Source organism: Massilia psychrophila (genome assembly GCF_002760665.1).
Taxonomy (GTDB): domain Bacteria; phylum Pseudomonadota; class Gammaproteobacteria; order Burkholderiales; family Burkholderiaceae_D; genus JAFCUW01.
In genome coordinates, this window is record NZ_PDOB01000008.1 from 1 (window position 1) to 23650 (window position 23650).

The 23650-nt window shown below is 63.3% G+C and carries 18 protein-coding genes, 1 tRNA gene and 2 pseudogenes; 13 read left to right on the top strand and 8 right to left on the bottom strand.

The window, feature by feature from the left end; translation table 11 throughout:
- From CR103_RS06995 to CR103_RS07010, 4 genes are all read left to right on the top strand, one after another.
- A partial coding sequence (locus CR103_RS06995) for an efflux transporter outer membrane subunit (protein ID WP_099915289.1) occupies positions 1 to 1213 on the top strand: 1213 nt, incomplete at its 5' end.
- A gap of 68 nt (positions 1214 to 1281) precedes the next feature.
- On the top strand, positions 1282 to 2424 hold the full coding sequence (locus CR103_RS07000) for an efflux RND transporter periplasmic adaptor subunit (RefSeq protein WP_099915290.1): 1143 nt from the start codon (positions 1282 to 1284) through the stop codon (positions 2422 to 2424).
- Between the two features lie 9 nt (positions 2425 to 2433).
- Complete coding sequence (locus CR103_RS07005; RefSeq protein WP_099915291.1) at positions 2434 to 5559, top strand: efflux RND transporter permease subunit; 3126 nt, start codon at positions 2434 to 2436, stop codon at positions 5557 to 5559.
- 37 nt (positions 5560 to 5596) lie between these two features.
- The gene (locus tag CR103_RS07010; protein WP_099915292.1) at positions 5597 to 6274 is read left to right on the top strand and encodes a ribonuclease T2 family protein; all 678 of its coding nucleotides are present in this window, start codon (positions 5597 to 5599) and stop codon (positions 6272 to 6274) included.
- A gap of 56 nt (positions 6275 to 6330) precedes the next feature.
- Here CR103_RS07010 and CR103_RS07015 read toward each other — a convergent pair whose 3' ends face one another.
- The 4 genes and pseudogenes from CR103_RS07015 to CR103_RS07035 all read right to left on the bottom strand — a co-directional run.
- Positions 6331 to 8745 (bottom strand): catalase, encoded by a 2415-nt coding sequence (locus CR103_RS07015; RefSeq protein ID WP_099915293.1) that lies wholly within the window; start codon positions 8743 to 8745, stop codon positions 6331 to 6333.
- A 209-nt stretch (positions 8746 to 8954) separates the two neighbouring features.
- Complete coding sequence (locus tag CR103_RS22540) at positions 8955 to 9485, bottom strand: ElaB/YgaM/YqjD family protein (protein WP_180279308.1); 531 nt, start codon at positions 9483 to 9485, stop codon at positions 8955 to 8957.
- 616 nt (positions 9486 to 10101) lie between these two features.
- Positions 10102 to 10929 carry an NAD-dependent epimerase/dehydratase family protein gene (locus CR103_RS07030; RefSeq protein ID WP_099915296.1) on the bottom strand — a complete coding sequence of 276 codons (828 nt, stop codon included), beginning with the start codon at positions 10927 to 10929 and terminating at the stop codon, positions 10102 to 10104.
- A gap of 35 nt (positions 10930 to 10964) precedes the next feature.
- Positions 10965 to 12008 (bottom strand): annotated as a pseudogene (locus CR103_RS07035) (UxaA family hydrolase); the annotation flags it as partial.
- 131 nt (positions 12009 to 12139) lie between these two features.
- Between CR103_RS07035 and CR103_RS07040 the strand changes: the two are divergent.
- From CR103_RS07040 to CR103_RS23270, 3 genes and pseudogenes are all read left to right on the top strand, one after another.
- Positions 12140 to 12487 carry a FadR/GntR family transcriptional regulator gene (locus CR103_RS07040; protein ID WP_229442843.1) on the top strand — a complete coding sequence of 116 codons (348 nt, stop codon included), beginning with the start codon at positions 12140 to 12142 and terminating at the stop codon, positions 12485 to 12487.
- 379 nt (positions 12488 to 12866) lie between these two features.
- Positions 12867 to 13327: pseudogene (locus tag CR103_RS07045) on the top strand (dihydrodipicolinate synthase family protein); the annotation flags it as partial.
- 124 nt (positions 13328 to 13451) lie between these two features.
- A complete protein-coding gene (locus CR103_RS23270) occupies positions 13452 to 13970 on the top strand; it encodes a hypothetical protein (protein ID WP_229442860.1) in 519 nt (172 codons plus the stop codon).
- 22 nt (positions 13971 to 13992) lie between these two features.
- On the opposite strand, the gene CR103_RS07055 is transcribed toward CR103_RS23270, so the two are convergent.
- The gene (locus CR103_RS07055) at positions 13993 to 14343 is read right to left on the bottom strand and encodes a LysR substrate-binding domain-containing protein (protein ID WP_229442845.1); all 351 of its coding nucleotides are present in this window, start codon (positions 14341 to 14343) and stop codon (positions 13993 to 13995) included.
- Here CR103_RS07055 and CR103_RS23005 point away from each other — a divergent pair.
- From CR103_RS23005 to CR103_RS07080, 6 genes are all read left to right on the top strand, one after another.
- Positions 14330 to 14593, top strand: coding sequence for a hypothetical protein (locus CR103_RS23005; protein WP_218968453.1), 264 nt, complete (start codon positions 14330 to 14332; stop codon positions 14591 to 14593). The genes CR103_RS07055 and CR103_RS23005 overlap by 14 nt on opposite strands.
- 93 nt (positions 14594 to 14686) lie before the next feature.
- Positions 14687 to 15505, top strand: coding sequence for a quinoprotein dehydrogenase-associated SoxYZ-like carrier (locus CR103_RS07060; protein WP_218968451.1), 819 nt, complete (start codon positions 14687 to 14689; stop codon positions 15503 to 15505).
- Positions 15462 to 16442 (top strand): quinoprotein relay system zinc metallohydrolase 2, encoded by a 981-nt coding sequence (locus tag CR103_RS07065; RefSeq protein WP_099915300.1) that lies wholly within the window; start codon positions 15462 to 15464, stop codon positions 16440 to 16442. Before CR103_RS07060 ends, CR103_RS07065 begins: the two co-directional genes overlap by 44 nt.
- 4 nt (positions 16443 to 16446) lie before the next feature.
- A complete protein-coding gene (locus CR103_RS07070) occupies positions 16447 to 17724 on the top strand; it encodes an NAD(P)/FAD-dependent oxidoreductase (protein WP_099915301.1) in 1278 nt (425 codons plus the stop codon).
- A 20-nt stretch (positions 17725 to 17744) separates the two neighbouring features.
- Positions 17745 to 18044 carry a peptidylprolyl isomerase gene (locus CR103_RS07075; RefSeq protein ID WP_267873977.1) on the top strand — a complete coding sequence of 100 codons (300 nt, stop codon included), beginning with the start codon at positions 17745 to 17747 and terminating at the stop codon, positions 18042 to 18044.
- 322 nt (positions 18045 to 18366) lie between these two features.
- Positions 18367 to 19566: an ATP-binding protein gene (locus CR103_RS07080; RefSeq protein ID WP_099915303.1), complete on the top strand. Its 1200-nt coding sequence runs from the start codon at positions 18367 to 18369 to the stop codon at positions 19564 to 19566.
- Between the two features lie 144 nt (positions 19567 to 19710).
- Here CR103_RS07080 and CR103_RS07085 read toward each other — a convergent pair.
- From CR103_RS07085 to pepN, 3 genes are all read right to left on the bottom strand, one after another.
- Positions 19711 to 19786, bottom strand: a tRNA-Thr gene (locus tag CR103_RS07085).
- Positions 19787 to 19868: 82 nt separating this feature from the next.
- Positions 19869 to 20870, bottom strand: coding sequence for a class 1 fructose-bisphosphatase (locus CR103_RS07090; protein WP_099915383.1), 1002 nt, complete (start codon positions 20868 to 20870; stop codon positions 19869 to 19871).
- Positions 20871 to 20912: 42 nt separating this feature from the next.
- Complete coding sequence (gene pepN, locus CR103_RS07095; RefSeq protein ID WP_099915304.1) at positions 20913 to 23555, bottom strand: aminopeptidase N; 2643 nt, start codon at positions 23553 to 23555, stop codon at positions 20913 to 20915.
- Positions 23556 to 23650: the final 95 nt, after the last annotated feature.

Here is a 23650-nt window from a genome sequence, read left to right on the forward strand (position 1 = left end):
GCGGCTGATCGATGCGGCGCAGGCAGCCAGCCCGAACGTGTCGGCGGCGCGCTCGCGCATCGAGCAGTCGCGCGCGCAGCGCGCGGCCGCCGGCGCGGCGCTGCTGCCGTCGGTCGACGCTGGCGCCAGCACCAGCCGCTCGAACCAGCAAAGCGCGCTGCCGACGGGGACCACGACGCAGGCGGCGTTCCAGGCGAGATGGGAGATCGACTTGTTCGGTGGCCGCCGCGCCGAACGGCGCGCTGCGGATGAACGGCTGGCCGGGGCGCAGGCCGGCTGGCATGAGGCACGCGTCTCGGTCGCCGCCGAAGCGGCAAACCAGTATTACGCGCTGCGCGCCTGCGGCCAGTTGCTGGCGGTGGCCGAGCAGGACGCCGCATCGCGCTTCGATACCGCCCGCCTGACCCAACTGACCACCGAAGCCGGCTTCCAGTCGCCGGCCACCGCCGCCCTGGCGCGCGCCAGCGCCGCCGAGGGTCAAAGCCGGGCCACCGGCCAGCGCGCGCTGTGCGACATCGACATCAAGGCGCTGGTCGTGCTGACGGCGATGGCCGAACCGCAACTGCGCCAGGACCTGGCGGCAGCCGGGTCCGCCCAGGCTGCGCAACCGGCGCCGATCGTCATCAGCACCTTGCCGGCCCAAACGCTGGCACAGCGCCCCGACGTCTTCAACGCCGAGCGCGAAGTGGCGGCCGCCAGTTTCGAGGTGGGCAGCGCCCAGGCCGAGCGCTATCCGCGCCTGTCGCTGCAAGGCTCGGTCGGCGCGGCCAATTTCCGCACCGGCGGAGAAAACACCAAGCTCGATACCTGGACCATCGGCCCGCTGGCGCTGACGGTGCCGGTGTTCGACGCCGGCCAGCGCAAGGCCGACGTCGAAGCTGCCAGGGCGCGCTACGACAACGCCGTCATCACCTACCGCGCCGTGGCGCGCCAGGCGGTGCGCGAAGTCGAGGAGTCGCTGGTGAACCTGAACAGCACTGCCCTGCGTGGCGGCGACGCCCAAGTGGCGCTGGAGGGCTACCGCTACTCGTTCCGCGCCACCGAAGACCTGTACAAGAACGGCCTGGCCAGCCTGCTTCAGCTGGAAGACGCGCGGCGCACCCGGCTGGGAGCGGAAAACGCGGTCGTTACCTTGCAGCGCGAACGCAACGCCGCCTGGATCGCGCTGTACCGCGCCGCCGGCGGCGGTTGGAACAGCGCCGTCCGCAACTGAAAACACCGAGACGAACCTTCCACGCGCATCATCGCGCGAACCCCGCGAACCGACCACGGAACCAAGACATGAAAAACCTGCTGCTCAATCCTACCTCCGCCCTCGTGCTTGGCGCGCTGGCCGCCGCCGGCGCCGCCACCCTGATGGCCGCGCCCGCATCGATCGCCGCCGACGGCAAGAAGGCTACCGCCGCCAAGCCGGCGCTGACCGTCACCACCGTGCGCCCGTCAAATGCCCAGCTGCCGATCAAGCTGGCCGCCAACGGCAACGTCGTCGCCTGGCAGGAAGCGATCATCGGCAGCGAGACCGGCGGCTACCGTCTCAACGAAGTGCGCGTCAACGTCGGCGACATCGTCAAAAAGGGCCAGGTACTGGCCGTGTTCGCGTCCGACAGCGTCAATGCCGACGTCGCGCAAGCGCGCGCCGCGCTGCAGGAAACGCGCGCAACGGCGGCCGAAGCGACCGCTAATGCGGCGCGCGCCCGCACGCTGCAAAGTTCGGGTGCGCTCAGCGCCCAGCAGATCAGCCAGTACTTGACGGCCGAGCAGACCGCCAATGCGCGCATCGCCGCTTCGCAGGCAACGCTGGCCTCGCAGCAGCTGCGCCTGAAGTACACGCAAGTGGTGGCGCCCGACAGTGGCGTGATCTCGGCGCGCAACGCCACCGTCGGCTCCGTGGTCGGCGTCGGCGCCGAACTGTTTCGCATGATTCGCCAGGGCCGGCTCGAGTGGCGCGCTGAAGTGATCGCGGCCGACTTGAGCCGGTTGAAACCGGGCACCAGTGCGATAGTCAAAGCGGCCAACGGGACCGAACTGACAGGCAAGGTGCGCATGATCGCGCCGACCATCGATCTGCAGACCCGCTCGGCGCTGGTGTATGTCGACCTGCCGCCGACGATGGGCGCGAACGCGCCGTTCAAGGCCGGTATGTTCGCCAGCGGCCAGTTCGAACTTGGGACATCGAACGCGATGACGGTGCCGCAGCAGGCGGTCGTGGTGCGCGACGGCTTCAGTTACGTGTTCCGCCTCAACGCCGACGGCCGCGTCAGCCAGATCAAGGTGCAGTCCGGGCGCCGGCTGGGAGAGCGCATCGAAGTCATCAATGGCCTGACGCCCGATACGCTGGTGGTGGTGGGCGGCGCCGGCTTCCTCAATGACGGCGACCTGGTGCGCAATGTCGCAGCGGTAAATACGGCAACTGCAGCCAAATAAGGAAGCGCCATGAATTTTTCAGCCCTTTCCATTAAGAACCCGGTCCCGGCGATCATGCTGTTCATCCTGCTGTCGCTGGCGGGACTGCTCGCCTTCAAGGCCAACAAGGTGCAGGACTTTCCCGACATCGAACTGCCGATCGTCACCGTCACCGCCGTCCTCGACGGCGCCGCGCCGGCCCAACTGGAAACCGAAGTGGCGCGCAAGATCGAGGATTCGGTCGCCAGTTTGCAGGGCGTCAAAAACATCTACACCAGGGTGCTCGACGGCGTGGCCACCGTCACCGTCGAATTCATCCTCGAAAAAAACATCAGCGAAGGCGTCAACGACGTGCGCGACGCGGTGGCCCGGATCAAGGCCGACCTACCGGCCGAAATGCGCGACCCGACAGTGACGAAGGCAAGCAACGCCGGCAGGGTCGTGCTGACGTTCATCGCCACCGCCGCCCAAAACGGCGGCGTCCCGTTAGATGACCAGGAAGTGAGCTGGTTCGTCGACAACTCGGTATCCAAGCGCCTGCTCAGCGTGCCGGGCGTGGGCGCGGTGAAGCGGGTCGGCGGGGTGTCGCGCGAAGTCCGGGTCGAACTCGACGACGCCCGCATGGCGGCGCTCAAAGTCGCCGCCATCGACGTCTCGCGCCAGCTGCGCAGCGTGCAGCGCGAGGCGCCGGGCGGCCGCGGCGACGTCAGCGGCGCCGAGCAATCGGTGCGCACCATCGGCACCGTCAAGACGGCCGCCGAACTGGCGGCGCTCGACATTCCGCTGGCCGACGGGCGCCGCGTGCGCCTCGACCAGATCGCCAAGGTGACCGATACCGTCGCCGAGCCGCGCTCGGTGGCCGAACTCGACGGCAAACGCGTCGTCGGCTTCGAAATCTTCCGTACCAAGGGCGCCAGCGAAATCGACGTCGCAACCGGGGCGCGCGCGGCCATCGCCGAGCTGCAGAAAGAGCACGCCAACATCGTGCTCAAGGAAACCATCGACAACGCCTTCCCGGTCGAGGAAAACTTCGCCGGTTCGATGGAGCTGCTGTACGAGGGCGCGCTGCTGGCGGTGCTGGTGGTGTGGTGGTTCCTGCGCGACTGGCGCGCCACGCTGGTGGCGGCGGCGGCGCTGCCGCTGTCGGTGATTCCCACTTTCCTCGGCCAGTACCTGTTCGGCTACACGCTCAATACCGTGACCTTGCTGTCGCTGGCGCTAGTGGTCGGCGTGCTGGTCGACGACGCGATCGTCGAGATCGAAAACATTTCGCGCCACCTTAAAATGGGCAAGACGCCGATGCAGGCTTCGCTCGAAGCTGCCGACGAAATCGGCATGGCGGTGATCGCCACCACGTTTGCGCTGGTGGCGGTGTTCCTGCCGACCGCCTTCATGGGCGGCATTCCCGGCAAATTCTTCAAGCAGTTCGGCTGGACCGCGGTGCTGGCGATTCTCGCTTCCCTGCTGGTGGCGCGCCTGCTCACGCCCATGATGGCGGCCTACATCCTCAAGCCGACCGATCAACGCGAGGAAAAAGACGGCTGGCTGATGACGCGTTACATCGCGACGATGAAATGGTGCCTGAAGCACCGCTGGATCACCGCGCTCGGCGCCGGCGTATTTTTCGTCGCCTCGATCGGCTTGGTGTTCCTACTGCCGACCGGCTTCGTGCCGGCGGCCGACCGCGCCCAGACGCAAATCAACCTCGAACTGCCGCCCGGCTCGACCTTGGCCGAAACGCGCGTCGTCGCCGAGCAGGCAAGGCTGGCGGCGATGCAGGTAAAAGGCATCAAGAGCGTGTTCAGCTCGATCGGCGGCGGCTCCAGCGGCGACGCCTTCGCCCCCGGCGCGGCGGCCGAAGCGCGGCGCGCGGTGCTGACGCTCACCACCGTCCACCGCACCGACCGCAAGGAATCGCTCGACGCGCTCGAGCGCCAGATCCGCGCCCGGCTCGACCAGATCCCGGGTGCGCGCTTCAACGTCGGCCCGCCGGACACCGGCGTCAAGATGCAACTGGTGCTGCGCAGCGAAGACGCGGTGGCATTGAACACGTCGGCGCGCCAAGTCGAACGCGAAATGCGCACCTTGCAGGGCATCGGCAACGTCAGTTCGAGCGCATCGCTGGTGCGCCCGGAGATCATCGTGCGGCCTGATTTCGCCAAGGCGGCCGACCTCGGCGTGACGGCGTCGTCGATCGGCGAAACGGTGCGCGTGGCCACTGCCGGCGACTACGACGTCGCCCTCACCAAGCTCAATCTGTCCGAGCGCCAGGTGCCGATCCGCGTCAAGTTGCCGGACGCCGTGCGCGCCGACCTGTCGGCCATCGGCCGGCTGACGGTGCCCGGCAAAAACGGCCCGGTGATGCTGGCCAACGTCGCCGACATCACGATGGAAAGCGGCCCGGCCCAGATCGACCGGCTCAACCGCAGCCGCAACGTCACGCTCGAAGTGGAGCTGTCCGGCCGCTCGCTGGGCGAGGTCAATGCCGAAGCGCGCGCGTTGCCGGCGATGGCCACCCTGCCGGCATCGGTAAAAATCGCCGAACTGGGCGACGCCCAGGAAATGCAGGCCCTGTTCGCCAGCTTCGGCGTGGCGATGCTGATCGGGGTGTTGTGCATCTACGGCGTACTGGTGCTGCTGTTCAAGGACTTCTTGCAGCCGGTGACGATCCTGGCCGCGCTGCCGCTGTCGATCGGCGGCGCTTTCGTCGCCCTGCTGATCACCGGGCGGGCGCTGTCGATGCCGTCGATGATCGGCCTGATCATGCTGATGGGGATCGTGACGAAGAACTCGATCCTGCTGGTCGATTACGCCATCCTCGCGCGCCAGGCCGGCATGGCGCGCTTCGACGCGCTGGTCGACGCCTGCCACAAGCGCAGCCGGCCGATCATCATGACCACCATCGCCATGGGCGCCGGCATGATGCCGCTGGCCCTTGGCTGGGGCGCCGATCCGAGCTTCCGCTCGCCGATGGCGATTGCCGTCATCGGCGGCCTGATCACCTCGACCCTGCTCAGCCTGCTGGTGGTGCCGGCGGTGTTTACCATCATCGACGACCTCGAGCACTGGCTCGGCCGCACGGCGCGCCGGATGCGCGGGCAAAAGCCGGCGCCATTGGCGCCGGTCATGGCCGAGCGGGTGCACAACCACATATGACCAGGATACCAACCAACACCCGCCGCGGGAGCGCCCGATGAATGCACGTAGCCTGTTGTTGCGCACGTTGTTGTGCGCCGCCGTCAGCGCCGGCGCCAACGCCAACGCCGGGCAACCGCGCCACAGCCGCGGCGACGACGAACCCGGCCGCTTCGATTATTACGCCGTCGCGCTGAGCTGGTCGCCGGCCTACTGCGCCACCCGTGGCGACCCCGACCAATGCGCGCGCGGCCGGCAAAACGGCTTTGTGCTGCACGGGCTGTGGCCGCAATACGCGCAAGGCTACCCGCAGCAATGTTCGACCGAACGATTGCCTTTGCCAACGCGTGAAAAATATGCCGCGCTGTTCCCGTCGCCAAAGATGATCGGCCACGAGTGGCAAAAACACGGCACCTGCTCGGGATTGAACCCGTCCGCCTATTTTGAATTGTCGGCAAAGCTGCGCGGCCAGTTGCTTATTCCCGCGCCGTACCAGCGCCCATTGGAACCGGTGCGTACCAGTTACGGCGAGTTCGCGCAGGCGTTCCGCGCCGCCAATCCGCGCCTGGCGCACAACGCCGTGCTGCCGTTTTGCGCCAGCGGCGGCCGCTTCCTGAGGGAGATCCACGTCTGCTACGACAAGCGCGGCGTGTCGACAGGCTGCGGGCAGAGCGAAATCCGGCGTTCCGCCAATACCTGCCGCCAGCCAACGTTTTTGATGCAAAGCGTGCGCTGAGGAGCGTGTGGCAGGCCGCTATTGCCCGCCGTTTGGACTGTTACACGCTGGCAGTTTTAGGCCGGCAGCAAATCGGTTTCGCGCGCGAACGAGCGATGGCCGGCGAGCGCTTGCTTGAAGGCGGCGAGCGCCTTCGGCAGCGCTTCGCTGTCTGCGCTCACCAGGGCGGTGTCGGCCGACCCGTCCGGCAAGGTCGCCGGCACACCGGCCGCCTGCAACAGCGCCGCGCCGGCCCCCACCACCATGATCGGCTTGCAGTGACGATACTGCTGGCGCACGAAGTCGAGGGCGTTGGCGTCGCCGCTCATGGCGTTGACGGCCATTTCGCCATCGGGCACCACCACGGCGTCATACAACACCGACGGCCCCGCTTCCAGCGAGATTTCGACGTCGAGCGAACCGCCGTCGGCAGTCTTGACCTTGCCGAGATGGGTGCCGACCACCCGCGGCACGGCGCCGTCGGCCAGCAGCGACGCATAGATCGCGCGCACGCCGACGCCGTCGACGCCTGCCGCCACCAGGATCGCAACTTTGCGGGTATGGATGCCGGTGTTGCCCGGACGGGCCAGCAGCGATAGCGCGGCCGACGGCTTGAACTCGGGAATCGGCCGATTTGTCGCCAACGGCAGCGGCGCCGGCACGTCGATGCCGAGACCGTGGGCGACGGCGGCGGCGAGCACCGGATTGACGTTGACCAAAGTCGCCACCACCCGCTCACGCACCGCCGGCGTTTGCACGCGCGTCAGCTCGAAGCGGAAAGCGGCGGCGATGTGGGCCTGCTCGGGCGCCGTCTGGCTGTTCCAGAACATGCGGGCCTGCGAATAATGGTCGGCAAACATCTCCGGTTTGCCGCGCACCTTGTCTTCGGCCGAGCGTTCGGGAAAACTCGTAAAACCTTGCATGCCGGCCTGGAACGGGCAACCGCCGCCGAGCGAATTCGGTTCGTAGTTAACGCGGCCGCGATGGATTGCCTGGCGATGTATGCCGTCGCGCTGGTTGTTGTGCACCGGCGCGATCGGCGAATTGATCGGGATCTCGTGGAAGTTCGGCCCGCCGAGGCGGCTGATCTGGGTGTCGAGATAGGAATGGTTACGGCCCTGCAGCAGCGGATCGTTTGAAAAATCGATGCCGGGCACGACATGGGCGGAGCAAAAGGCGACCTGCTCGGTTTCGGCAAAGAAGTTATCCGGATTGCGGTTCAACACCATCTTACCCACCGGCATCAACGGCGCCATTTCCTCCGGCACCAGCTTGGTGGCATCGAGGACGTCGAATTCAAACGCCGCCGCCTGCTCTTCCGTAAATACTTGCAGGCACAGTTCCCACTGCGGGAATTCGCCTGCTTCGATCGCTTCCCATAAATCGCGACGGTGGAAGTCGGGGTCGGCGCCGATGATCTTGGCCGCCTCGTCCCACACCAGCGAGTGGGTGCCTTGCACCGGGTTCCAGTGGAATTTGCAAAAGCGCGACTCGCCGGCAGCGTTGACGAGGCGGAAGGTGTGCACGCCGAAACCTTGCATCGTGCGATAGCTGCGCGGGATCGCCCGGTCCGACATCTGCCACATCAGCATGTGGGTCGTTTCCGGCATCAGCGAGGCGAAATCCCAGTACGTATCGTGGGCGCTGGACGCCTGCGGCATCTGGTGATGGGACTCCGGTTTGACCGCGTGCACGAGGTCGGGGAACTTTATCGCGTCCTGAATGAAGAACACCGGCATGTTGTTGCCGACGATATCCCAGTTGCCTTCGTCGGTGTAGAACTTGACGGCGAAACCGCGCACGTCGCGCACCGTATCGGCCGAGCCGCGCTCGCCGACGACGGTGGAGAAGCGCGCGAACACCGGCGTGCGCTTGCCGGCCTGGGCCAACGGCGCAGCGCGCGTCAGCTCGCTGCAATCCTGGTACGCCTCGAAATAGCCGTGGGCCGCGGAACCGCGCGCGTGCACCACGCGCTCGGGAATGCGCTCATGGTCGAAATGGGTGATTTTTTCGCGCAAGATAAAATCTTCCAGCGCGGTCGGGCCGCGCAGGCCGATCTTGAGCGAGTTCTGGTTGTCCGCGATCGGCACGCCCTGGTTGGTGGTCAGGCGCTGCCCGCTGGCGTCGGCCCGTACGCGGTCGAGCGGTCCGGCGATCGGATCGACGCCGACCGGCGGCACGCCGGATCCGACCTTCGCCGAAGCGATGGTTTCCGTGCTGGTGCTGGCGGTGGCGGCAGGGATCGACGGCGCGTGCGTGGCGCCAGGCTGGGGCGTGGTAGCGGCACTGCCATGCTCGCCGGCCTTGTTTGGATTGAACGGCATCTGCGCCGCCAGCTGCTGGCCGGCGACAGTCTTTTGCAACAGCTGTGCCGCCACCGGGTTCTCGCTACCGAGACTGGACGGCGGCTGCGCGGTCGACGGACCGGACACAGTACTGAGGATGGAACCGGCACCGTCGACCGACCGGCCATTTTTCTTACGTGTAACCATTGGACACCCCACACAACATCAAGAATGAAAAACGCCCGTAGCGAGCGAGCGAAAAAGGCAAGGTCACGATCGGAAGGACACAACTTTCCAAACCGGCCATTGACACCAACCTGACTACCCCTTGGCAATTCGATGATCAATCTTTGCGCGAGAGCGACCTGGCCGGCACCAGGCCGGCCGGAATCTGGCGTGGCCGAACCGGTGCCGAATCAACGCCGGTTGCCCAGCAATTTGGCGAGAAGGTATCCCACACCGAGGGCTGCCACCACCGCGGTTCCCGGGCTGGTGCGAACATACTCGCGGCCGGTATCGGCAAAGGTGCGCGCCGCGTCGGCCAGCTGGCGGCTTCGTTGGTCCATGCTTCCACCCACGCCCGACAAGGCGCTGGAAAATTTGTCGACCCCGGCGTGCGCCGTGCTGGCCAGGCGGTTGACCATTGGCTGGGCTGCCTCGGCGGCCTTGTCGATGGTCTTGTCGATGGTCTTGTACATGTCGCTGGCGGTGGAGGGCACGTCCCTGGACATGTCCTTGGCCTTGTCGATGACGCTGCCGGCCGTGCTGGCGCTGCTGGAGGCGCCGGGAATGCCAGAGGTGGTGGTGCTGCCGGATATAGCGGCGCCACCGCTGCCGGTGCTGCCCGTGCTGCCGCCGTCTTGGTTCATATCCTTGCCCATGCTGCTGCCTGCGCCCTCGCGGCCCAGGTCGCGTGCGCTACCGTCGTTTGGTTTTTGGTTTTCCATGATTTTTTCCTAAAAAAATTTAATTACACGGCGTGAAGCATTCCCGGCCTTCACTACCTTATTCTTCCCTTATTGCGCCCCAAAACAAACGAAGGTACGAGACGGACCTGCGCTGCATCAAGCGCATCCCTGTACCCACCGGACGGATCAACAATTTTTATCGCTTACCTAAACACGGCATAAAAGTTCAATTACTTCGCAAATGCTGGTCTGGCCCAGTAGAACTCAAGCAAGTGTTTGCATTGAACCCGAAATTATAGGAACTGCAATCTGGTTACCGTGCGGTGACTAACAAAGCGGTAAATGTCGCCAAGATCGCGTTTCCTGCTGATAATTTCGTCACAAGCTCGCTGCGAGGCCGGCGTATGACTCCGGGCGCGCCTCTTCTTTCCTCGTAAATATGACTAAGCTGATTGCACAGACTGGATCACGCGTTTCAATGCAACAACCGTTTTTGCCAAGGGACGCCATGAACCGCCTGACCTGTCTGCTCATCCTTTCCAGCTGGTATTCCGCCGTGCTCACTGCGAGGACGATGCGTTTAGCTGGCGTAATCCACAAAGCAAAAAAGGGCCGCGCTTGCACGCGGCCCTTCGCATTTTCCAGTCTTCGCCGCCTATTTGTACTGCGGCCCATTCAGCAAAAACGCCCCACCCTGGTAAATCGCCGCCACGTCGTCGACCGCCGGATACTCGCCGCTGGCCGGGAACAGGTGGGCGAATTTCGATGAACTGTCTTTTGCCTTGAAGCCCAGATGCGCGGCCTTGGTGTTGTCCCACCAGCTGCCGGCATTGTCGGACTGGCCGAACACGATGGTGTGGCCGACGCGCGGCGCGAACAGCGAGCAGCGCAGCAGTTCAACCAGGTCGTCATAGCTGAAATACGTGGTCATCATGCGGCGGTTGCGCGGCTCGGGAAAGGACGAACCGATGCGCACGCAGACCGTCTCGATACCCAGGCGGTCGTAGTAATAGCGCGACAGCGACTCGCCGAAGCACTTGCTGACACCATAGAAGGTGTCGGGCCGGGTCGGCGCGTCGGCGTCGATGACGTCGGTGGTGCGGTAAAAACCCACCGCGTGGTTCGAGCTGGCGAACACCACCCGCTTGACGGCGCATTTGTGCACCGCTTCGTAGACGTTGGCGGTGCCGAGGATATTAGCCTGCATGATGTCGTCGAATGCGTATTCGGTCGACAGCCCGCCGAAGTGCAGCACGACGTCGACGCCGTCCATCATTGCCAGCACGGCGGCCTTGTCGGCCAGGTCGCAGGCGACGATCTCTTCGCTTGCGCGCGCCGCTCCCAGCGCATCGATACCGATGTCGGACAGGCGCACCACGTCCGCCCATGCGCCGATGCGCTCGCGCAGCACGCGTCCCAGGCCGCCGGCGGCGCCGGTCAGCAAAATTCGTTTGAAGGGCTTGCCTATCGGCTCAATTGTCATGGTCGTCAAAGTGTGAGGTCGCATTGGTCGCGCAATCAGGTCACCGGCGCCGGGTTGAACAGCACCAGCGCGTTGTGCAGCTTCCACTGCTCGGCCCAGGTCTTGCGGCCGCTGGCGACGTCGAGCAGCATCTGGAACAGTTCCCAGCCGACGTCGGCGATGGTGGCTTCGCCGCTGGCGATGCGCCCGGCGTCGAGGTCCATCAGGTCGTGCCAGCGTTTGGCCAGTTCGGTGCGGGTAGCCACCTTGATCACCGGCACGGCGGCCAGGCCGTAAGGGGTGCCGCGGCCGGTCGTAAAAACGTGCAGATTCCTGCCGGCCGCCAGCTGCAAGGTGCCGCAAATAAAGTCGCTGGCCGGCGCGGCGGCGTAGATCAGGCCTTTGCGGGTCAGTTTTTCGCCCGGCGCCAGCACCCCCGAAATGGCCGAGCTGCCGGACTTGACGATCGAGCCCATCGCTTTCTCGACGATGTTCGACAGGCCGCCCTTCCTGTTGCCGGGCGTGGTGTTGGCGCTGCGGTCGGCGCCGCCGCGCTCGAGGTAGTCGTCGTACCAGGCCATCTGCGCGATCAACGCTGCCGCCACGTCGGCATCAACGGCGCGCGCGGTCAGTTGGTCGATGCCGTCGCGCACTTCCGTCGTCTCCGAGAACATTACGGTAGCGCCGGCGCGCACCAACAGGTCGGTGGCGAAGCCAAGCGCCGGATTGGCGGTGACGCCGGAAAAAGCGTCGCTGCCGCCGCACTGCATGCCGACCGTCAGTTCGGCAGCCGGGCAGGTTTCGCGCCGGCGCAGGTTGAGCCGGGCCAGCTGCAGGTCGGCCGTTTTCACGATCGCGTCGATCATCGACATGAAGCCGACATGGGCCGCGTCCTGCAGGCAAACAAGGGACGGCTGGCCGCCATTGCCGGCGATCCAGATCGCGCCGCGCGGGAACAGGCGCGCCGGCTGCAGTTTTTCGCACCCCAAGCTGACGACCAGCGCCTGGCCGCCGAAGTTCGGGTTCATGCTGATGTTGCGCAGCGTGCGGATCGGGATTTCGGCGCCTGGCGCGTCGATCGCCACGCCGCAGCCGTACGCGCTCGAGCTGGGCGGCGCGATCGAAGTGCGCGGCGGCTCGGGCGTGTATGTCAGCGCGCCAACCGACTCGCACCGCAGCCTGCAGGAAGCCGGTTCCGGCCCGTTCGAAGTGCTGTCGGCGCGCCGCCCGCATGGCAACCGACGGCGCAATCGACGCCATCTTTCGCGCGGTCGAAGAGATCGAACACCAGCACGCCGACAAGTCGAGCAACGAGCAGGCCGACCGCAATTTTCATCTCGCGATCGCCCGTGCCACCGGCAACAGCGCGCTGGTGGGCGTGATGGGCTACCTGTGGGACCAGCGTGGCCACTTGTGGCACAAGCTGAAAGAGCATTTCCAGACTGAAGAGCTGCGCCAGGCGACGCTGGCCGACCATCGCCGCATCGTCGAAGCGATCGCCGCGCGCGACCCGGCCGAGGCCAAGCGGGCGATGCGCGCCCACCTGGAACGGGTCACGCGCACGTTCTCGCGCGGTTAATCAATACAGATATCAAGCAGAACCAGAACATCTTCTGCAAGCATGCGATGTCGGCGTAACAAGGTAGCACTCACCTGATCGAAGATAGGCATCGCACATGACCGTTCGCCATTACCTGCATGCTGCGACCTTCGCCGCCGCCGCCGGCACCTGCCATAGCGCCAGCGCCAGCGAACAGCTCACCGTTGCCGTCACCAATACCGGCGCGCTGGCGCGGCCGGCCGAGACCATCGTCATCGCCTGGGCCAGCGTCAACCAGTACCTGCCGGGCGCGCTGCTGCAGCAGATCGCGGTAAAGGACGCGGCCGGCAAGCTGCTGGCGTACCAGGTCACCAACGTCGCGCCGCAGGCGAAGGATCCGCGCGGCGTCGGCGCCGCCGTCTGCAAATCGGTCAAGTTCGGCGTCGTCATCTACAACCGCAACGTCTGCAAGCTGAACGCCGCCTCGCTGCTGAAGTTGGCCGATCGCTGTCCGAACCTGATCGGCTTCAAGGACGGCGTCGGCGAAATCGACACCATGGTCACCATCCGCCGCAAGCTGGGCGACCGTTTTACTTACCTGGGCGGCCTGCCGACTGCGGAGGTGTATGCGGAAGCGTATAAGGCGCTCGGCGTTCCGGTGTACTCGTCGGCAGTGTTCAATTTCATTCCGAAGACGCCGATCGCGTTTTACGAAGCAGTGCGCACCAACGACACCGCTACCACCGGCCGCCTGATCGACAGCTTTTTCCTGCCGTACCTGGATATCCGCAACAAGCAGGCCGGCTATGCGGTCAGCATCGTCAAGGCCACAGCGCCGGCCCGGTGCGTACGCCGTTGACCGATTTAAACGCGCAGGAATGCGAACATCAGGCAGGACTTCATTTTAACGGGGGAAAGAGAGCTGTTTCCGGGCAACCGTTTTACCACTCCCCCCCATTTTACCGAGGTGCTTCCCTTGCCCTTGCTACCGTGTGGAAACGGCATGCGCGCGCAGTGGCGGCGCGACGGCGACGACGGGCACGCTGCGCTGCACGGCGTCGGCGTTGCGCTCCAGGATCTGAAAGACGCCCAGGACGACCGCGAACTGCTGTTCGCGCGCCTGAAAACGGCAGCGGAACGGGCGCACATTACGCGGCGCAATCCGGCGGCCCAGCGCCTGACTGGCCAGCGCACCCTTGCATCCGCCGAGCCTTGTCTCCATATGACCGCCATGACGGAAGAAACGTGCCCCTTGTGCGGAAGAACGCTTGGCGATGTCAACGTCGACAGACACCACCTTGTCCCGAAAACCTTTAAAGGCAAGGAACAATTCTTCGTCCACAAGATTTGCCATCGCAAGATTCATTCGGTCTTTACCGAACGCGAACTGCTGCAGAAATATCACACCTGGGCCGCGCTGCAGGGCCATCCGGACATCCACGTCTTCATCGCATGGGTGGCACGCAAACCTGCCGCCTTTTACGCAACGACGGCAACGTCCAACAAGAAAAAGGCGCGCTGACCTGGCGATCGCCGCGGTCGGCCTAAATGGCGCCCGGCAGCGCACCGGCCAGAACATCAACTACAGCGCGGATGAGCCGGCTGGTGCGAATCTCCCGATGCACCACCAGCCACATCGGCAGGGGCGCAATGCGCAGCACGTCGGGCAGCGCCTGCACAATATCGGCATCGGAGCGGGCCAAGTAATTTGCCACGAAGCCGATGCCCAAACCCGCGCGCACGGCTTCCCATTGCACGATCAGGTCGTCCGTGCGCAGCGCAAACAAGTCTTTGCTGGCCGCATAGCCGATCTTCCTGGCGACCAGTTCCACCTGAATGTCCGGCAGCACCTGCCGCATGCGCGCCAGGATGAGCGGGAAAATGTGCACTGCCACGGGTGTGCTGGCGCTAATGCGAACTGTGCCGGTGTTGTGGGCCTGGGCGCAGTCGCCGCGCACGATCCCCGCCCACATGCGCGAGGTTCGCCGCGAAATCCGGGCGCTATGCCATGCTGGTGCGGCGCATGCTGCGCGTAACGCCGGCGCGGTGCCACTGCGCTTCGTCGGCCTGTGCGTGCTCGAAAAAGGCAAGCCGCTCGCCACTGCAGTGAACTGCGGCAGATTTACCGGACGCTGTCGGCATTGATGCAAAAACGGCACTATACTGAAGCTCAAAGGGAAAACAGCACGCCGGCGTCGGCAGAACGTCGTGCATCAGCACATAACAAAGGTGGATGTGATGAAAAATCGTATACATAATTCGCGGCGCTGGTATTTTTTTTCCGGCCTGGCGATGCTGGCCTTGTCGGCATGCCCGCTGCAGGCGACGGCACAAGCGGTCGATACGCTGTGGCCAGCCTTGCAAAAATCGTATTTCGACGGCAAAAAACTGGAAGCGGCGCCGTTCATCCGCCTGACTGCGCCCGAGCGCGCGGCCAGCGGCGAGCAAGTCCCTTTCGCTTTCAGCATCGATCATCCGATGACGGCACAGCGCTACATCAAGTCGGTCACCCTATTCGTCGATGCCAATCCGGTACCCCTGACGGCGGTTTTTCACTTTAACCCTGCGAGCGGAAAAGCGGAAATTTCCAGCAGAATCCGCTTCGAATCCGATTCGCTGGTGCACGTCGTCGCCGAATCGAGCGATGGCAGGTTTTATGTCAATGCGATTGCCGTGAAGGCGTCGGGCGGTTGCGGCGGCCCGACGTCAGGCGATGATCCGGCGGTGATGGCGGCGGCAGGGAAAATGAAAATGGCGCTCGACGGGCCAGTAAAACTCGGCGACGTCAACCAGGCCAGGCTGTTGATCAGGCATCCGATGTACACCGGTTTGCAGCGCAATCTGTCGACGAATGCATTTCGGCCGGCTTTTTTCATCAACAAGATCGAAGTCACTTATAACGGCAAGCCGGTGATGACGGCGGACACGTTTATCGGCATCAGCGAAAATCCCTCCCTCCAGTTCGGCTTCGTCGCCGACCAGCCCGGCGCGCTGCAAATCGTCATCCACGACAATGAAGGCGGCACCTTCCGCCAATCGCTGGACGTTCGAGGCTAGATTGCGGCGCCTGATCTTCATGGCCTGGCTGGCTGCCGCCGCTGCCACACCCATTGCCGCGGCGCCGCTGCGCGTCGATCAAGTCGCGCCAGGCGTATATGTGCACCTCGGGCAGCACAAGGATTTCGAGGACGGTTACGATGGCGATATCGCCAACATCGGCTTTGTGATCGGCACCGACGCGGTCGCCGTCATCGATACGGGCGGCTCGTATGCCGTCGGCATGGCCTTGAAACAAGCGCTGCGCAAAATCACCCGGCTGCCGATCCGCTATGTGATCAATACGCATGGGCATCCCGACCATGTGTTCGGCAACGCCGCCTTCATGACTGCCGATGCCACCGAAGCGAACGCGCCACCGCAATTGATCGGTCACGCCAGGCTACCTGCGGCGATGGCGCTGCGCAGCGAAGCCTATCTGCGCAATTTGAAAAAGCAATTGGGCAACAAAGCTGATAAAAGCACGCTGGTCCCGCCCGGCCGGACCGTGCAACATCGCCTGACGCTCGACCTGGGCAACCGAAAGCTGGAATTGACAGCCTGGCCGAGCGCGCACACGGACAACGATGTGACGCTGTTCGATGTCGCCACCGGCACGCTGTGGACCGGCGATTTGCTCTTCATCGAGCGCACGCCCGCCATCGATGGCGACATCAAAGGTTGGCTCTCTGCCATCGATACATTGAAAAAAATGCCGGCTACCATGACCGTCCCCGGACACGGCCCCGTCACCGGCGATAAAAACCGGGCGCTGACCAGGCAGCGCGATTACCTGACGACCTTGCTGCACGATGTGCGAACCAGCATCCGGCAGGGCGACGACATGACGGCGACGATGGCAACGGCGGCTGCCGCTGAACGAGCGCGCTGGCAACTGTTTGATGTCGTCAACCAACGCAATGTCAACCTGCTCTACCCAGCTTTGGAATGGGAGTAACACGATGCGCAGGCGGGATTTTCTTGAATTGGCACTGGCCGGATCGGCCTGGTCATCGATGGCCGCCGCCGCCGGCACTGGCGCTCAGTCGCGCAAAACCAGCCTGGGGCGTGTCGTCGTGGTCGGCGCCGGCTTCGGCGGCGCCACTGCCGCCAAGTATGTGAGAATATTGAGCGGCGGGCGCATCGACGTCATCCTCGTCGACCAGAACCCCGATTTTATTTCTTGCCCGGTCAGCAACCGCGTGCTGGGGGGCCAAAAAACGCTGGAACAGCTGACGTTTGGTTACGATTCGCTGCGGCAAAACCATGGCGTCAAATTCATGCAAGGCCGCGTGACGGCGATCGATGCGGACCAGTCGCACATTGTGATTGAGGGTAAAAAACAGGACAAAAAACTGTCGTACGACCGGCTGATCGTCGCCCCTGGCATCGACTTCATTGTTGACGCCTTTCCGACGCTCGCCGGCGCACAGCAGCAAATTCCCCATGCGTGGAAAGCGGGGCCGCAAACGCGCAATTTGCACCAGCAGCTGATCGCCATGCCCGCTGGCGGCGTCTTCACGATCGTGGTGCCAGCGCAGCCTTACCGCTGCCCGCCCGCGCCCTACGAGCGCGCGTGCCAAGTCGCTTTTTATTTAACAACGCACAATCCGCGGGCCAAAATCATGGTGCTCGATGCCAATCCCGTCATCACGTCGAAACGCGCCCTGTTCGAACGGGCATGGCGCGATCTATATCCGGGCATGATCGAGTACGTACCGGGCAGCGAGTTGCAGCAAGTCGAGGTGGCAACGAAGACCGTCAAGACCGCGTTCGATACGGTCAAGTCACATGTGCTGAACATCATTCCACCCCAGCGCGCGGGCCGGATTGCGCAAGAGTGCGGCCTGGCCAATGTGGAGGGGCGCTGGTGCGAAGTCGACTTTGTCAGTTACGCATCGACCGTCTTGCCGCGCGTTCATGTGATTGGCGATGCGATCGATTCCGGCTTGCCCAAATCGGCACATATGTCGAATGCCCAGGCAAAGATATGCGCGCGTGCTGTCGTGGCGCTGATGCAGGGACAAGCGCCGGACCCGGCACCGGCGTTCGCCAATACGTGCTACAGCTATATCGACGACAGGCAGGCGATGCATGTATCGACACTGTACCGCTACGATGCGGCGAAAAGGAGCATGCAGTCTGACAAAGGCAGCATCCTGTCGGACCATCCATCGGCGCAGGAAGGCGTGGATGCCGAGGCGTGGGCGCAGCAGATCTGGGGCGATGTGCTGCGTTAGCCGAGGCTCGCTAACCAACCATACCAAGACCGCCGGCGAACAGCGAGTTCTATTTCATGCTCGGGGCCGCTCGCGACATGGACCACGCGTACACCGTGGTTGGACGGGTGGTCGTCGGCGTGGACGTCTTGCTGGCGCTAAAGCAGCGGGAGCCCCCCGCCAATTCGGACACCATGCAATCGGTGCACTTGCTGGCCGATCTGCCCAAGGTCAGCATCATGACCGACACAGCCTTAAGCGCGTTCATCGATAAGGTCCGGCATGAGAAAGCAGCAAATTTAAACGTCTGTGATGTCATGTTGCCCGTCAAGATCGAATAGTGAATCGAAGCGGAACAAGAGGGTCAGAACAAGCGGACTTGATTTTGGCACGACGAAAAACAGGTGTGCTGGCGGCGAAATCGAGGCACTGTCGAGGCCGCGTCTGAACGGCAGCCCCGACCCTTCAGTTTGCGCACAGCGCCCTGCGCTCGACAATAGTCAACGGCACGCCCCACGTTTTTGCGCTCTGCTGCAGCCTTGTTCGCTCGATAAAAGGGTCCGCAGCGTCCTACCTGACCTGTCACGCCGACCGAACTCTTGACATCGCTACAGACATTAGGTAATTTATCGTTTTTACATAAATTGACTAAAAAGCGTATATATGGATCCCATTTTTAATCCTTACGCTCCTGGTGCCGGCAGTCCCCCGCCTGAGCTCGCAGGCCGTAATGCAGTGAGAGAAAAAATGCGCTTGTGTATCGAGCGACTTCGTCGCGGTAAGCCGGCGAAGAGCATGATGCTGGTCGGTCTCAGGGGGGTAGGCAAGACCGTCTTGCTGGATCAGATGATGAAGGACGCCGAGGCATCTGGCGTAGTTACGATCCGGATCGAGGCGCCCGAGGGTAGATCGTTGCCTGCCGTGCTGGCGCCGCAATTGCGCTTGGGATTGCTTAAGCTGAGTCGAACGGAGAAAGCCAAGGACATGGCCATCCGCGGGCTGCGCGCGCTGGCCGGTTTCGTGGGCCAGATGAAGGTCACGTTCAACGACATCGAAGTGGGGCTCGACTATGAGCCAGAACCGGGGTTGGCTGATAACGGCGACCTGGAAGGCGATCTCACAATGCTGCTTGAGCAGGTGGGCAAGGCGGCGCTTGCAGGAGAGACGCTAGTGGCTATCTTCATCGATGAATTGCAATATGTTCCCGAAAAACAGATGGCCGCCCTGATTTCGGCGCTTCACCGCTGTGCGCAACTGCAGTTGCCGCTCGTTGTGGCCGGTGCCGGTTTGCCCCAATTGCGGGGACGGATGGGTGAGGCGAAGTCATATGCCGAGCGCTTGTTCGACTTCCCTGCGATCGGGCCGCTCGACGCAGCCGACGCAGCCGACGCCATCGTCAAGCCTGCACACGATGAAGGCGTCGACTTTGATGAAGACGCAGTAACACTGATCGTCACGTACACCAAAGGCTACCCCTACTTTCTGCAAGAATGGGGCAAACACGCATGGGACGTTGCCGCCGCCAGCCCGATCACACGCTTGGATGTCGAGACCGCTTCGAGGCAAGCCATCGCCACGCTCGACGAGAGCTTTTTCCGGGTGCGTTTCGACCGGCTGACACCAGCGGAAAAAAGATACCTTCGCGCGATGGCGGAACTTGGCAGCGGACCACATCGTTCCGGGGACATTGCCGCGAAACTGGGGCGCGAAAGTTCATCACTTGGTCCGGTACGAAGTAACCTCATAGCCAAAGGGATGATATGGAGTCCGACGCATGGTGATACTGCGTTCACGGTACCGCTGTTTGATGAATTTATGAAACGTATTATGCCTGGTGAAGCGTGGATGCAAGCTGACGCTTGACCATCGAAGAAAAATGGCAAAGATCGGTCCAGTCGGCGGCAGTGTCGACTCAACGAAAACTACCATGGCCCGAAAAATGAGCGGAAAACAAAAAAAGACCTACCAGCCGAAGCAAGTAAGTCTTTGATTTTCCTGCTAATTTCTTGGTGCCGCTTGCCGGAATCGAACTGGCGACCTTTTCATTACGAATGAACTGCTCTACCAACTGAGCTAAAGCGGCGAAGTCCCGCATTTTAGCAAACAATCGACGAATCTTGCTAGTGCGAATCTGCGTTTGCGCCAATTTTTGCCAAAATATTATCTTACTCGGCGTGGTAGCGCGTCACCACGTCCACCTCGTGCTTCGAGCCGAGGAACACCGGCACGCGCTGGTGCAGCTTGTGCGGGGCGATGTCGAGGATGCGCATGCGCCCGTCGGTGGCGGCGCCGCCGGCTTGCTCGACGAGCATCGCCATCGGGTTCGCTTCGTACATCAGGCGCAGTTTGCCCGGCATCGAGGCGTCGCGGGTGTCGGCCGGATACATGAAGATGCCGCCGCGGGTCAGGATGCGGTGGACGTCGGCCACCATCGAGGCCACCCAGCGCATGTTGAAATCTTTTTGGCGCTGGCCTTCCGCGCCGTCGAGCAGCTCGCTTACGTAGCGCTGCACCGGCGCAAACCAGTGGCGCTGGTTCGACATGTTGATGGCGAATTCCTTCGTTTGTTCAGGGATCATCATGTGGCGCTGCGTCAGCACCCAGGAGCCCATTTCGCGGTCCAGCGTAAAACAGTTGACGCCGTTGCCGGTGGTGAGCACCAGCATCGTCTGCGGGCCGTAGACGGCGTAGCCGGCGGCGACCTGCATGCTGCCGGCCTGCATGAAATCCGCTTCCGTTGGCGCACCCATGCCATCGGGCGCCTTCAGCACCGAAAAAATGGTGCCGATCGAGACGTTGACGTCGATGTTCGACGAGCCGTCGAGCGGGTCGAACAACAGCATGTATTCGCCCATCGGATAGCGGTTCGGGATCGGGTGGATCGACTCCATCTCTTCCGACGCCATCGCCGCCAGGTGGCCGCCCCACTCGTTCGCTTCCAGCAGGATCTCGTTCGAAATCACGTCCAGCTTCTTTTGCACTTCGCCCTGGATGTTTTCGGTGTCGGCGCTGCCGAGGACGTCGCCGAGGGCGCCCTTGCCGACCGCGTGGCTGATCGTCTTGCAGGCGCGCGCGACCACTTCGATCAAGAGGCGCAGCTCGGCCGGAATGGAATTGTGCAGCCGTTGTTCTTCAACCAGGTGTTGCGTGAGACTGACGCGTTTCATGACATCCTTTTTGTTATGTTGGAATTTCTCGGTCAAGCAAAATCAGTTGGCGAGCGCCTTGCTCACCACTTCGCGCACGTCGTTCGACAGCTTTTTCAGGCTGGCGACCTGCTGCAGCGCTTTTTTCATGTTCAGCTGTAAGGCCGGCGCGTAGCGGCGCCAGCGGTCCATCGAGCGCGCCAGCCGGCTCGCCACCTGCGGGTTGATGGCGTCGAGGGCGATGACTTGCTCGGCCCAGAAGGCGTAACCGCTGCCATCGATCGCGTGAAATTGCGCCGGGTTGCCGCCACAGAAGCTGAACACCAGGCTGCGTGCGCGGTTCGGGTTTTTCAGGTTGAAGGCGCTGTGCTGCATCAGCGCGCGCACTGCCTTGACGTCGGTGTCGGGTGCGGCGGCCTGCATTGAAAACCACTTGTCGATCACCAGCGCCTCGTTTTTAAAGTCCTGGTAAAAATCATGCAGGGCCGCGGGCGCAGCGTCGGCGCGGGCCTGGATCAGCGCAACCAGTGCGGCGACCCGGTCGGTCATGTTGTCGGCGCCGTCGAACTGCGCCTGCGCCAGGTTGACGCCGTCGGCGTCGGGCGCGGCGGCGAGGTAGGACAGCGCCAGGTTTTTAAGGCCGCGCCGGCCCGCCGACAGCGCGTCGGGACTGTATTGGCCGGGCGTCAGATTGGCGTGGTACTGCGAGGTGAGCTCGGCGCGCAGGCAGGCGCCGATGCAGGCGCGCACGAACTGGCGCGCGGCATGGATGGCTTGCGGATTAACCACGCCCATCTTCTCGGCGATCATGGTTTCCGACGGCAGCAGCAAGGCCTGTTCGCGAAAGGCCGGGTCGAGCGTAGCGTCGACCAGTATTTTTCGCATGGCGTCGATGAAGGTGTCGTCGAGGTCGAGCTTGCCGCCATTCGCCAACGCCCCTGCCAATCTGGACAGGCGCGCCATCGCCAGCCGCTGGCCGGCTTCCCAGCGGTTGACCGGGTCGCTGTCGTGGCTGAACAGATGCAGCAGTTCGTCGTCCGTATAGGCGTACTCGAGCACCACGGGCGCGGAGAAATCGCGCAGCATCGAAGGCGTCGGCGCTTCCAGTACGCCGGTAAAGCTGAACGTCTGCGATTGTTCGGTCAACTCCAGCACGGCAGTTGCGCCCTTCAGGCCGCCCTGGCCGAGTTGCATGTCGTTGCCGTCCGCGCCCAACAAGCCGACCGCCACCGGGATATGGAACGGCAGCTTGTCGGTCTGGCCCGGGGTCGGCGGGCAGCTTTGCGAGAGCGTCAGGTCGAATGTTTTTGCTTCGGCGTCGTAGCGGCCGACGGCGCCCACCACCGGGGTGCCGGCCTGGCTGTACCAGCGCTCGAACTGGTTCAAATCGCGCCCGTTGGCGTCGGCCATCGCGGCGCGGAAATCGTCGCACGTCACGGCCTGGCCGTCATGCCGCTCGAAGTACAAGTCCATGCCTTTGCGAAAACCCTCGCGCCCGACCAGGGTCTGGATCATGCGCACCACTTCGGCGCCTTTTTCGTACACGGTGACGGTGTAGAAATTGTTGATCTCGACGAAGGAGTCGGGCCGTACCGGGTGGGCCATCGGACCGGCGTCCTCCGGGAACTGGGCCTGGCGCAAGGTGCGCACCTGGTCGATGCGGGTGACGGCGCGGCCGCTGTCGGTGCCGATCATGTCGGCCGAGAATTCCTGATCGCGGAACACGGTCAAGCCTTCCTTGAGCGACAATTGAAACCAGTCGCGGCAGGTCACCCGGTTGCCTGTCCAGTTGTGGAAATATTCGTGGCCGACGACCGCCTCGATGCCGGCGTAATCGACGTCGGTCGCCACGCGCGGATTGGCCAGCACGAACTTGGTATTAAAAATGTTCAAGCCCTTGTTTTCCATCGCGCCCATGTTGAAGTCGCCGACCGCGACGATCATGAAGCGGTCGAGGTCGAGTTCGAGGCCGAAGCGCTCCTCGTCCCAGCGGATGCTGTTCTTGAGCGACTGCATGGCGTAGTCGGTCTTGTCGAGGTTGCCTTCTTCGACCCATACCTGCAGCAGCGCGTCACGACCGTCTTTCAAACGGAAGCGCTCTTCCTGGCACACCAGCCTGGCTGCGACCAGTGCGAACAAATAAGATGGTTTCTTGAACGGATCTTCCCACAGGGCGAAGTGGCGGCCGTCGCCGAGCTCGCCTTCTTCGACGAGGTTGCCATTCGACAGCAGCACCGGATATTTTTCTTTATCGGCCCGCAGCATCACGGTGAACTTCGCCATCACGTCGGGACGGTCAGGAAAAAACGTGATGCTGCGAAATCCCTCGGCTTCGCATTGCGTGAAAAAATTACCGTTCGACACGTACAAGCCGCTCAGCGTCGTGTTCTTTTCCGGCGCGGTGAGCGTTTCGATTTCCAGCGTCACGTCGTCGGGCGTGTTCGGGATGCGCAGCAACCTGCCGTCGATCCGGTAATCGCGCTTGCCGAGCAGCTTGCCGTTCATGCGCAGGGCCACCAGTTCGATGTTCTCGCCATGCAGTTCGATGCCGGCGCGCTTGCTGCCGGGGTTGCGCCGCATCGTCATGCGGTTGGCGACGATGGTGCGGGCCGGATCGAGATCGAAACCGAGTTCGACGGTCTCGACCAGGTAGCTCGGTGGGGTGTAGTCGTTCCGGTAGATGGTCTGGGAGGTGTCTGTGCGCATGGCGAATCGGTGAGGATTTGATGGACGAATGCCTATTTTACCAACACCGCTGCTAGATCGCCTGCTTCGCGCCCGATTCGCGCCCGATTCGCGCC

Bases quoted from the DNA above. Each gene is read 5' to 3' on its own strand.
- CR103_RS07000 (WP_099915290.1), top strand. From the start codon at position 1,282: ATGAAAAACCTGCTGCTCAATCCTACCTCCGCCCTCGTGCTTGGCGCG.
- CR103_RS07005 (WP_099915291.1), top strand. From the start codon at position 2,434: ATGAATTTTTCAGCCCTTTCCATTAAGAACCCGGTCCCGGCGATCATG.
- CR103_RS07010 (WP_099915292.1), top strand. From the start codon at position 5,597: ATGAATGCACGTAGCCTGTTGTTGCGCACGTTGTTGTGCGCCGCCGTC.
- CR103_RS07015 (WP_099915293.1), bottom strand. From the start codon at position 8,745: ATGGTTACACGTAAGAAAAATGGCCGGTCGGTCGACGGTGCCGGTTCC.
- CR103_RS22540 (WP_180279308.1), bottom strand. From the start codon at position 9,485: ATGGAAAACCAAAAACCAAACGACGGTAGCGCACGCGACCTGGGCCGC.
- CR103_RS07030 (WP_099915296.1), bottom strand. From the start codon at position 10,929: ATGACAATTGAGCCGATAGGCAAGCCCTTCAAACGAATTTTGCTGACC.
- CR103_RS07040 (WP_229442843.1), top strand. From the start codon at position 12,140: ATGGCAACCGACGGCGCAATCGACGCCATCTTTCGCGCGGTCGAAGAG.
- CR103_RS23270 (WP_229442860.1), top strand. From the start codon at position 13,452: ATGCGCGCGCAGTGGCGGCGCGACGGCGACGACGGGCACGCTGCGCTG.
- CR103_RS23005 (WP_218968453.1), top strand. From the start codon at position 14,330: ATGTGCACTGCCACGGGTGTGCTGGCGCTAATGCGAACTGTGCCGGTG.
- CR103_RS07060 (WP_218968451.1), top strand. From the start codon at position 14,687: ATGAAAAATCGTATACATAATTCGCGGCGCTGGTATTTTTTTTCCGGC.
- CR103_RS07065 (WP_099915300.1), top strand. From the start codon at position 15,462: ATGAAGGCGGCACCTTCCGCCAATCGCTGGACGTTCGAGGCTAGATTG.
- CR103_RS07070 (WP_099915301.1), top strand. From the start codon at position 16,447: ATGCGCAGGCGGGATTTTCTTGAATTGGCACTGGCCGGATCGGCCTGG.
- CR103_RS07080 (WP_099915303.1), top strand. From the start codon at position 18,367: ATGGATCCCATTTTTAATCCTTACGCTCCTGGTGCCGGCAGTCCCCCG.
- CR103_RS07090 (WP_099915383.1), bottom strand. From the start codon at position 20,870: ATGAAACGCGTCAGTCTCACGCAACACCTGGTTGAAGAACAACGGCTG.
- pepN (WP_099915304.1), bottom strand. From the start codon at position 23,555: ATGCGCACAGACACCTCCCAGACCATCTACCGGAACGACTACACCCCA.